This window comes from Staphylococcus edaphicus (genome assembly GCF_002614725.1).
Lineage (GTDB): Bacteria > Bacillota > Bacilli > Staphylococcales > Staphylococcaceae > Staphylococcus > Staphylococcus edaphicus.
In genome coordinates, this window is sequence record NZ_MRZN01000012.1 from 69,774 (window position 1) to 79,535 (window position 9,762).

Sequence of the window (9,762 nt, forward strand, 5' to 3'; positions counted from 1 at the left end):
TCTTGCTTGTAAGTACCAATGATATTATAGCTTTAATTAGAATATAATAGTATGAATTTATCTGTATATTTTATAACTTTAATCATAACCTTACATTTTTGATTAAGTCTCTTATCTGTTATTGGCATAGAAAAACCCCCTTCAAAGTTTCATTCTTTAATGTCTACTTTGAAGGGAGTCTATTATAATTGCTCAAATGCTCATTTTAATATTTTTAATTTATGATTCGGAAGGTTCTTTATCTTTTGTTAAACCTTTTCTTTCTGTAATATCATACTTAAACTCTTTACCATCGTGATCAATTTTAACTTCTTTACCTTCAATTTGGTTGCCATCTAAAATTAATTCACTTAAGTTATCTTCTACAGTTTTTTGAATGGCACGAATGAGTGGTCTTGCACCATATTCTGGATCATAACCCTCTTCGGCAATTTTCTCTTTAGCTGCTTCTGTAACAGAAATATTAATATCTTGTTCAGAAAGACGGTCCGTAAGTTTATTTACCATCATTGTCACAATTTGTTTCAATTCTTCTTTAGAAAGTTTGTGGAATACGATAATGTCATCAACACGGTTTAAGAACTCTGGACGGAAAGCATTTTTCAATTCTTTCATCATCGTCTTACGAATTGATTCATAATCTTGACCTTCTGTAGCGCCACCGAAACCAGCGAAACGTTGGTCTTGTAACTCTTGTGCTCCGACGTTTGATGTCATAATAATCACTGTATTACGGAAGTCAACACGACGCCCTTTAGTATCTGTTAAATGACCGTCGTCTAGTACTTGTAACAAGATGTTAAATACATCCGGATGTGCTTTTTCGATTTCATCAAACAAGATAACGGAATAAGGTTTACGTCTAACTTTTTCAGTTAATTGTCCACCATCGTCATGACCTACATAGCCTGGGGGGGCACCAACAAGACGGCTGACAGCATGTTTTTCCATGAATTCACTCATATCAACACGAATCATTGCATCGTCTTCGCCAAACATAGACTCTGCTAGCGCACGTGCTAACTCAGTCTTACCTACACCCGTAGGACCTAAGAAGATGAAACTACCAATTGGGCGTTTAGGATCTTTCAATCCTGCTCTTGCACGTCTTACCGCTTTACTGATAGAAGTTACAGCATCTTTTTGACCGATGACTCTATTGTGTAGTGTGTCTTCTAAATTAAGTAGACGGTCTGATTCTGTCTCATTAATTTTAGTCAATGGAATACCTGTCCAACCAGCAATTACTTCACCGATGTCTTCTTCAGACAATGACGTGTTATCACCATTTTGGCTATTCTTCCAGTTAGTATTAGCTTCTTCATATTGTTTTTCTAATTTTGTTTGCTTATCACGAAGATTCGCAGCATTTTCGAACTCTTGTGCATGTACTGCGGCATCTTTTTCATTTTTAACTTGTTCAATTTGTTGTTCTATTTCTTTTAAATTTGGTGGTGTCGTGTGACTTTTTAATCTTACTTTGGAACTTGCTTCATCAATTAAATCAATTGCTTTATCTGGTAAAAAACGGTCTGAAACATAACGGTGACTCAATTTAGCCGCTGATACTAATGCTTCATCTGAAATGTTGATACGATGATGCGCTTCATAGCGATCACGTAATCCTTTTAAGATTTCAATTGTATCTTCTACCGTTGGTTCATCAACTTGAACTGGTTGGAAACGACGTTCAAGTGCAGCATCTTTTTCAATGTTTTTACGGTATTCATCTAACGTTGTTGCACCGATACATTGTAGCTCACCACGTGCTAATGCCGGTTTAAGAATATTAGAGGCATCGATTGCGCCTTCTGCACCGCCAGCACCCACTAATGTGTGTAACTCATCAATGAATAAGATAACATTGCCTGCTTGGTGTATCTCTTCCATTACTTTTTTCAAGCGTTCTTCAAATTCACCACGATATTTCGTTCCGGCAACTACTGTTCCCATGTCTAATGACATGACGCGCTTACCTTTTAATGTTTCTGGTACTTCATTATTTACGATGGCTTGCGCTAAACCTTCAGCTATTGCCGTCTTACCTACACCGGGTTCACCAATTAGTACAGGATTATTTTTCGTACGACGGCTTAATACTTCAATTACTCTTGTAATTTCTTTATCTCTACCAATCACTGGATCCAACGTGCCATCTTTAGCAATAACTGTTAAGTCACGTGCAAGACTGTCTAGTGTTGGCGTATTATTAGATTTGTTTGCTTGTGCATTTTTGTTGCTCATTTCAGGGCTGCCTAAAGCTTTAACAACTTGTGCACGTGCTTTTGTAATATTTAAATCTAAGTTTGCAAATACGCGTGCTGCAACACCTTCATTTTCTCTAATTAAGCCAAGTAAAATATGCTCAGTTCCAACAAAGTTATGGTGTAACTTTCTTGCTTCATCCATTGATAATTCTATAACTTTCTTGGCACGTGGTGTGTAGTGCAATGCACCCATTTGTTCTTGACCATGACCGATTAATTTTTCAACTTCTTCAACTACTTTTTCTTCTGTAATCTCAAAAGATTCCAAAACTTTAGCAGCAATACCTTCAGGTTCTTTCATTAAACCTAAAAGTAAATGTTCTGTTCCTATATTTGAATGGTTTAAGCGAATTGCTTCTTCTTGAGCATGTGCTAATACACGTTGTGCTCTTTCTGTAAGTCTTCCAAATAGCATAGCGCAACCTCCTAATTTATATGTTCTCTTAATATATCTGCCCTTTTTTCATTAACGGTTCTATCATCTTCCTCATCTAATAAAAATGGTGACTGTATCGCAACCATTAATTCATTAAACTTGAAATCTTCTAATTCAATGTATTCTAAATCAATACCCAGTTTAACTTCACTTAATCTCAGTGAAGCTTCCTCCATAGATATCAGTCTACTATATTTTAATATTCCTAACGAACGATATACTCGGTCTAGTGTCTCAGTATAATTATGGCGGTTTAATCGTTCGCGAATTTGCATTTCTTCATTAATAATTTGTTGAACCACTTCGGATAAACTTTCAATGATTTCTTCTTCTGTTTTACCTAAAGTAAGTTGATTTGATATTTGATATATATGACCGTATACCTGTGAGCCTTCTCCATAAATACCTCTGATTGTAAATCCAAAACGATTGATTGTTTGGGCAATACGATTCATACGTTTCATAATGGTTAAACCAGGCAAATGCAACATCACACTTGCGCGCATGCCTGTCCCAATATTTGTTGGACAAGTAGTTAAATAGCCTAACGTTTCATCAAAACTCACGTCTAATTCACTGTCTAGTTTATCGTCAATCGCTGAAGCTTTTTCATATAATGAAGATAATGATAAATCATTTCCCATTGCTTGAATACGTATATGATCTTCTTCATTTACCATAACGCTTAGCGATTCATCATCATTGAGTAGCACTGCCGAAGCTGGTTGTCTTATTAATTCAGGGCTTATAAGATGTTTCGCCACAAGTTTATATTTATTTTGTTGATCCATTGCGTCTAATCGTTGGACCTCTAAATCGGGAAGCGCATCTTGTACTTCATTAATAATTCTAAACCCATCTTGTTCAGACGGAAACATGAGAGGGTGCAGATGATTCTCAAGATTTCGTGCTAAGCGAATTCTTGAAGACATAACGATTGGACTTTCTTCTCTATCTCTCATCCATTCACTCATATATGCACTGATATCATTTTTACTCATCATGTTTCACCTCGCTGTCTTCTTTCAATGCCTTGATTTCGTCACGCACAACGGCAGCTTCTTCAAAATTTTGTTCTTCAATCAATTGGTTTAAATAGGAAGATTTTTCTTCAATTTGTTTTTTTAAAGCTAATTTTCTATGCGAAGATTGTGGTGTTTTTCCAACATGTTCAATTTGGCCACCTTGTACACGTCGTACAATATCGACAATGTCATCTTTAAATGTCGCGTAACAATCTGCACACCCAAATTTACCGACATGTGCAATATCTTTTAATGTCATACGACAAGTCGGACAGCGTTTTTCTTCTTTAAAAGCAATTTCATCAAAATCGATACCATGTTTAGCAGCTAAATGTTGCAAGATTTGTTTTACTACAAATGCACCTTCAATATCATCTTGTGCTTGGATTTGTTGATTTTGTGTCCATGGATTTCCACCTTGCGCACAAGTTGTACAAACCCATTTTTCATTGATACCATCTTGCCCTTTCACTGCCAATTTCACTTCTGCTTCATTTAAATGACAATTTTCGCATAGCACGACGAAACACCTCGCTTTAATAATAATTTATAACATGCAGCAATCTTTTAATTATATTGGCACGGATAATATCTCTTGATAATACATCCATTTTCAATGTTTCCCTATCTATTACAGCGTGTATCATTTTTGCTTCTCGCTCATTAATGTATGCTTTATCTAATAAACCATCCACAATGTAATATGCTTGTTGTTGTGAAATTGAAGGTCCTACTAATTGAAGTAAATGATTAAGATAACCTGTTTCATCTCTATTTTCAATTTTGGTGATTCGAATATAACCACCACCACCTCTTTTACTTTCAATTTCATAGCCGTGTTCATTAGTAAAACGCGTCTTAATTACATAATTAAGCTGAGAAGGCACACAGTCAAAGCGCTGTGCAATATTTGCACGTTGAATTTCAACAACGTCTTCATTGGTGTCTTCAAATAATTTCTTAATGTACTGTTCTATGATGTCTGACATATTGTGCATGATTATCACCTCTTTTGACCTTCTTTGACTATATTATATGACCAACTTTGACCTTTTTCAACCAATATGTTTTAAAATTTTTAAATTAAACATGTAAGTGCTATCAATTTTATTGTATTATAGAAGTTAAGAAAATTTAAAAGGGATGAATAACTTATGCATATAATTATCGGTTTAATTGGGATAGCAGTATTTCTTGCATTAGCGTTTCTATTTAGCTCAGATAGAAAAAATATTCGTTGGCAATATATCGGATTATTACTAGTCATACAGCTTGTATTTGCATTTATTTTGCTTAAAACAAAATTCGGTATCACAGTCATTGGTGGCATATCAGACGGCTTTAACTATTTATTAGCAAAAGCTGCAGAAGGTGTAAACTTTGTGTTTGGTGGATTTGAATTTGTAGATCCAAAGAATCCTCCATTCTTCTTTAATGTCTTACTACCTATTGTATTTATCTCTGCTTTAATCGGTATTTTACAATATACAAGAATTCTTCCATGGATTATAAATGTACTTGGTTTAGCCATTTCTAAAATAAATGGCATGGGACGTTTAGAATCTTACAATGCTGTAGCTGCAGCCATTTTAGGACAATCTGAAGTGTTTATTTCTTTAAAAAAAGAATTAGCACATATTCCTAAACAGCGTCTTTATACTTTAACAGCTTCAGCGATGTCTACAGTATCGGCTTCTATTATTGGTGCTTATTTCACCTTAATCGAACCACGTTATGTCGTTACAGCAGTCGTATTAAATTTATTTGGTGGTTTCATTATCGCTTCTATTATTAATCCTTATAAAATTGATGCAAAAGAAGATAAATTGATTGTTGAAGAAAGTGAATCAGGTAAACAATCCTTCTTCGAAATGTTAGGTGAATATATTTTAGATGGGTTTAAAGTCGCGGTTATCGTAGGGGCCATGTTAATAGGTTACATAGCAATTATTGCTTTACTTAACGGCATTGTCAGTGCAATATTTACTGGTGTTTCTGGAGGTAGTATTACTTGGGATTTCCAAACACTCATCGGTTTCGTATTCGCGCCATTTGCTTTCTTAGTTGGTGTCCCTTGGAACGACGCTGTACAAGCAGGTTCTATTATGGCGACAAAATTATTATCCAATGAGTTCGTTGCAATGCAAAGCTTAAACCAAGTGAAGGATATGAGTGAACATGCCAAAGGTGTCATTTCAGTATTTGTCGTTTCATTTGCGAACTTTAGCTCAATTGGTATCATCTCCGGTGCTATCAAATCGTTAAACAATGAAAAAGGAGACATGGTCGCACGTTTCGGATTAAAATTATTATTCGGTGCAACTTTAGTTTCATTTATTTCAGCAGCAATTGCAGGTTTCTTTATTTAAGCCAAAACATAAAAGCAGCCGACTGTATATAAAATCCAGTCGACTGCTTTTTAATATGGCTATTTTCAAACTTTTTCAGCAAGTGTAGGTTTAACAATTGCTTCAATAAAATACTGTGTCACTCTATAGTCTTCCGTTAATTCAGGATGAAAAGATACGCCTAAATAACGACCTTCTTGTACGGCAACAATCTTGTCCCCAACAGTACTCAATACGTCTACCTCACCATGTGTCGCTTCAATATGAGGCGCTCTGATAAATACGCCTTCTATATCTTTAGCAATACCTTTCACATCTAATTCACTTTCAAAGCTCTCTACTTGTCTACCAAAAGAATTTCTTTGAACTGTAATATCTAATTTGTCTAAATAGCCTTCTTCACCTGTAATATGTTTAGCCATAACTATGAGGCCTGCACATGTTCCAAACATTGGTAACGTTGATTGCTGTAAGGCTTCTTTGAAACCATACAAATTCATCAATCTACGCAATGTTGTGGATTCACCACCAGGTAAGATGAGCCCATCAATTTCTTCCAATTGTTCAATGCGTTTAATCGCAATACCGTCATGCCCACTTAGTTCAATGTGATGTATGTGTTCTCTAACCGCACCTTGAAGTGCTAATACACCAATTTTCATATTACCAACCACGCTCTTGCATGCGTTCTTCTAAAGATAAATCGTTTATGTCTAAGCCTTTCATTGCTGTGCCTAATTCTTTAGCTAAACGGCCAATCAATTCATAATCTTGATAATGCGTTGTTGCTTGAACAATTGCTTTTGCGAATTTTTCTGGATCTTCTGATTTAAAAATACCTGATCCTACGAACACACCATCTGCTCCTAATTCCATCATTAAAGCGGCATCTTGAGGTGTCGCAACCCCACCTGCTGCAAAATTAACTACTGGTAATTTACCATTTTCCTTAATGTTTTTTAACACTTCATAGGGTGCACCAATATTTTTAGCTTCTGTCATGATTTCATCATCATTCATAACAGTTAAACGGCTTACTTCTGAATTGACTTGGCGCATGTGTCTCACAGCTTCCACTATATTTCCTGTACCAGGTTCACCTTTTGTACGTAACATAGCTGCACCTTCACCAATACGACGAGCTGCTTCACCTAAATTACGACACCCACAAACAAATGGAACTGTAAAAGTGTCTTTTCTTAAATGGTATTCTTCATCAGCAGGCGTTAACACTTCAGACTCATCAATATAATCGACACCCATAGATTCAAGTACACGCGCTTCGGTTATATGACCAATACGTCCTTTCGCCATAACAGGTATTGAAACAGCATTCATCACTTCCTCTACAATTTTAGGATTAGCCATACGCGCTACGCCACCTGCCGCTCTAATATCAGATGGTACACGTTCCAATGCCATGACAGCAACTGCACCTGCCTCTTCCGCAATTTTAGCTTGCTCTGCGTTGACAACGTCCATAATAACGCCGCCCTTTTGCATTTCTGCCATACCTCTTTTAACTCTTTCTGATCCAGTAACTTTAGACATGATATATATTACCCCTTTACTTTGTTGATTAAATTCATTTTAAGAGATAAACTGGTATTTAAAAAGGTACAATTTTAAATTAATTTAAGGGGTCAGAATAATGGAAAAAATGCATTTATATATAGAATTATATGAAAACTTAAAACGTCAAATAATAGAGGGTCAGTATAAATCTGGAGACAAATTCCCTTCTAAGCGCGCCCTTGGTCAACATTTATCCGTAAGTAATACAACCATAGAACATGCCTATCAATTTTTATTGGATGAGGGTTACATATATTCTAAACCACGTTCTGGCTATTTTGTTTCAGATATTGAAACCCTGCCAATCGTTAATAGAAGACATCGTACTTTAAATAAAAATAAAACTATGTCAGACTTTAATGCCAGTCATGATGAGCAACAATACCAGTTTGCTTTCAATTTATCCGAAATAGATGCAGAATACTTTCCTATGCAGCAATTTAGAAAATACGCGCGTGATGTCTTCGAAGATGATCATTTAAACTTACTACAGCACGCAAATCCCAAAGGAGAATGGTCACTTCGACAAGAAATTGCCCATTACCTTTTTAACAGTCGTGGCGTTGCTTGTCACCCAGAACAAATTATCATCGGTTCTTCAACTGAACAACTGATTAATTTATTAACGGATATGTTAAATAAAGAACAATTTATTATTGAAAATCCAAGCTACCCACCTATTAAACAAGTACTTGATAAAAAACATATACCCTATCTTCAAGTACCAGTCACTAAAACAGGCATCGACCTAAATTATTTTAATCAATCTGAATATAATATTGCTTATGTCACACCTTCACATCAGTTTCCTACTGGTTATGTTATGAATCTAAAAAAACGAACACAACTTATAAATTGGGCTCATCAAAATACATCTAGATATATTATTGAAGATGATTACGATTCTGAATTTCGTTATTTCGGGAAACCAATACCCGCATTACAAAGTTTGGATACTAATGACAAAGTTATTTATATCAGTACATTCTCAAAATCTCTATTTCCAAGTTGCAGAATCGCTTACTTAGTTTTACCGAAAAAATTATTAAATGCATATAATAATTTAAATAATAAAGAAGGCAATACTGTGCCCGCACATTTACAAAAAATAGTAGCAAATTTCATGGAGTCGGGTAGTTTTGAAAGGCATCTCAACAAAATGAGAAAAGTATATAGCCATAAATTGAAATTTATATTAGAAAAACTCAAACCTTATGAAGACCAGCTGCAAATAGATGGCGCACTCGCTGGTATGCATTTTACATTAACTGTTAAAAATGGCTATTCAATGGATCAATGCCTGAAGAATGCACAAGAGCATCAGTTAAAAATCCTACCATTTTATCATTATGATAAGAAACAATCAGAAGTTAAATTTATATTAGGCTTTGGTGGTATTCCTTTTTCTCAATTAGAGGCTCACACCAATGCTTTAATAGAAAGTCTATGCAAATGAGAACATTAGAAGCTTTATTTATTTTATTAAAAGTACGACTTCACAAGTTCATTGTGTATAGTCGTACTTATGCATGTTGTAAGCTCGTTTCGTCTTTCGTTCAGTTCGTCAGCTTCAAGCGCTTTCTCATAATAGACGATTTATTTGCTTTTTCAGTTCTTCGAACTGCTTAATTTAAACTCCATAAACATAAAAAAAGAGACCTCTTGGTCTCGGCTCATCGCATCCTATTAATGCTGCCTGGCAACGTCCTACTCTTGCGGAACGTAAGTCTGCTACCATTCGCCGCTAAGGAGCTTTTACTATCATGAGACAAGCGCTCGCATCTTTTCTCACTTTCTCTCTTTCCTTACTCACTTACCGCTTGTAAGCTCGTTTCGTCTTTCACTCAGTTCGTCAGCTTCAAGCGCTTTCTCATAATAAATGATTTAAATGCTTTTTCAGTTTTTCGAACTGCATAATTTAAACTCCATAAACATAAAAAAAAGAGACCTCTCGGTCTCAGCTCATCGCATCCTATTAATGCTGCCTGGCAACGTCCTACTCTTGCGGAACGTAAGTCCGACTACCATCGGCGCTAAGGAGCTTAACTTCTGTGTTCGGCATGGGAACAGGTGTGACCTCCTTGCCATTGTCACCAGACAATGAAATGTAT

8 protein-coding genes and 1 rRNA gene are annotated in these 9,762 nt (G+C 35.7%); 2 read left to right on the forward strand and 7 right to left on the reverse strand.

Annotated elements, in window-relative coordinates:
- Positions 1-219: 219 nt before the first annotated feature.
- From BTJ66_RS08405 to BTJ66_RS08420, 4 genes are read right to left on the reverse strand one after another with little or no spacing between them, the layout of a single operon-like run.
- Positions 220-2,682, reverse strand: coding sequence for an ATP-dependent Clp protease ATP-binding subunit (locus BTJ66_RS08405; RefSeq protein WP_099090516.1), 2,463 nt, complete (start codon positions 2,680-2,682; stop codon positions 220-222).
- 11 nt (positions 2,683-2,693) lie between these two features.
- A complete protein-coding gene (locus BTJ66_RS08410; protein WP_161940546.1) occupies positions 2,694-3,704 on the reverse strand; it encodes a protein arginine kinase in 1,011 nt (336 codons plus the stop codon).
- Entirely contained in the window at positions 3,697-4,248 is a 552-nt protein-coding gene (locus BTJ66_RS08415) for a UvrB/UvrC motif-containing protein (RefSeq protein WP_099090518.1), read from the reverse strand. The genes BTJ66_RS08410 and BTJ66_RS08415 overlap by 8 nt, the downstream gene beginning before the upstream one ends.
- A gap of 16 nt (positions 4,249-4,264) precedes the next feature.
- Entirely contained in the window at positions 4,265-4,726 is a 462-nt protein-coding gene (locus tag BTJ66_RS08420; protein ID WP_099090519.1) for a CtsR family transcriptional regulator, read from the reverse strand.
- A 156-nt stretch (positions 4,727-4,882) separates the two neighbouring features.
- On the opposite strand from BTJ66_RS08420, the gene BTJ66_RS08425 reads away from it, so the two are divergent.
- Complete coding sequence (locus tag BTJ66_RS08425; RefSeq protein ID WP_099090520.1) at positions 4,883-6,097, forward strand: NupC/NupG family nucleoside CNT transporter; 1,215 nt, start codon at positions 4,883-4,885, stop codon at positions 6,095-6,097.
- A gap of 65 nt (positions 6,098-6,162) precedes the next feature.
- Here the strand turns inward: BTJ66_RS08425 and pdxT are convergent, their stop codons facing one another.
- Positions 6,163-6,738: a pyridoxal 5'-phosphate synthase glutaminase subunit PdxT gene (gene pdxT / locus BTJ66_RS08430; protein ID WP_099090521.1), complete on the reverse strand. Its 576-nt coding sequence runs from the start codon at positions 6,736-6,738 to the stop codon at positions 6,163-6,165.
- Between the two features lies 1 nt (position 6,739).
- Positions 6,740-7,627 (reverse strand): pyridoxal 5'-phosphate synthase lyase subunit PdxS, encoded by an 888-nt coding sequence (gene pdxS, locus BTJ66_RS08435; protein WP_099090522.1) that lies wholly within the window; start codon positions 7,625-7,627, stop codon positions 6,740-6,742.
- Positions 7,628-7,727: 100 nt separating this feature from the next.
- Between pdxS and pdxR the strand changes: the two genes are divergently transcribed.
- Positions 7,728-9,107, forward strand: coding sequence for a MocR-like pyridoxine biosynthesis transcription factor PdxR (gene pdxR / locus BTJ66_RS08440; RefSeq protein ID WP_099090523.1), 1,380 nt, complete (start codon positions 7,728-7,730; stop codon positions 9,105-9,107).
- Between the two features lie 527 nt (positions 9,108-9,634).
- On the opposite strand, the gene rrf is transcribed toward pdxR, so the two are convergent.
- Positions 9,635-9,749: ribosomal RNA gene (gene rrf / locus BTJ66_RS08445) — 5S ribosomal RNA — on the reverse strand.
- Positions 9,750-9,762 lie beyond the last annotated feature (13 nt).

Excerpts from the sequence above, each read along its gene's own strand:
- pdxT (WP_099090521.1), bottom strand. The coding sequence starts at position 6,738 with ATGAAAATTGGTGTATTAGCACTTCAAGGTGCGGTTAGAGAACACATA.
- BTJ66_RS08425 (WP_099090520.1), top strand. The coding sequence starts at position 4,883 with ATGCATATAATTATCGGTTTAATTGGGATAGCAGTATTTCTTGCATTA.
- BTJ66_RS08410 (WP_161940546.1), bottom strand. The coding sequence starts at position 3,704 with ATGAGTAAAAATGATATCAGTGCATATATGAGTGAATGGATGAGAGAT.
- BTJ66_RS08405 (WP_099090516.1), bottom strand. The coding sequence starts at position 2,682 with ATGCTATTTGGAAGACTTACAGAAAGAGCACAACGTGTATTAGCACAT.
- BTJ66_RS08420 (WP_099090519.1), bottom strand. The coding sequence starts at position 4,726 with ATGCACAATATGTCAGACATCATAGAACAGTACATTAAGAAATTATTT.
- pdxR (WP_099090523.1), top strand. The coding sequence starts at position 7,728 with ATGGAAAAAATGCATTTATATATAGAATTATATGAAAACTTAAAACGT.
- pdxS (WP_099090522.1), bottom strand. The coding sequence starts at position 7,627 with ATGTCTAAAGTTACTGGATCAGAAAGAGTTAAAAGAGGTATGGCAGAA.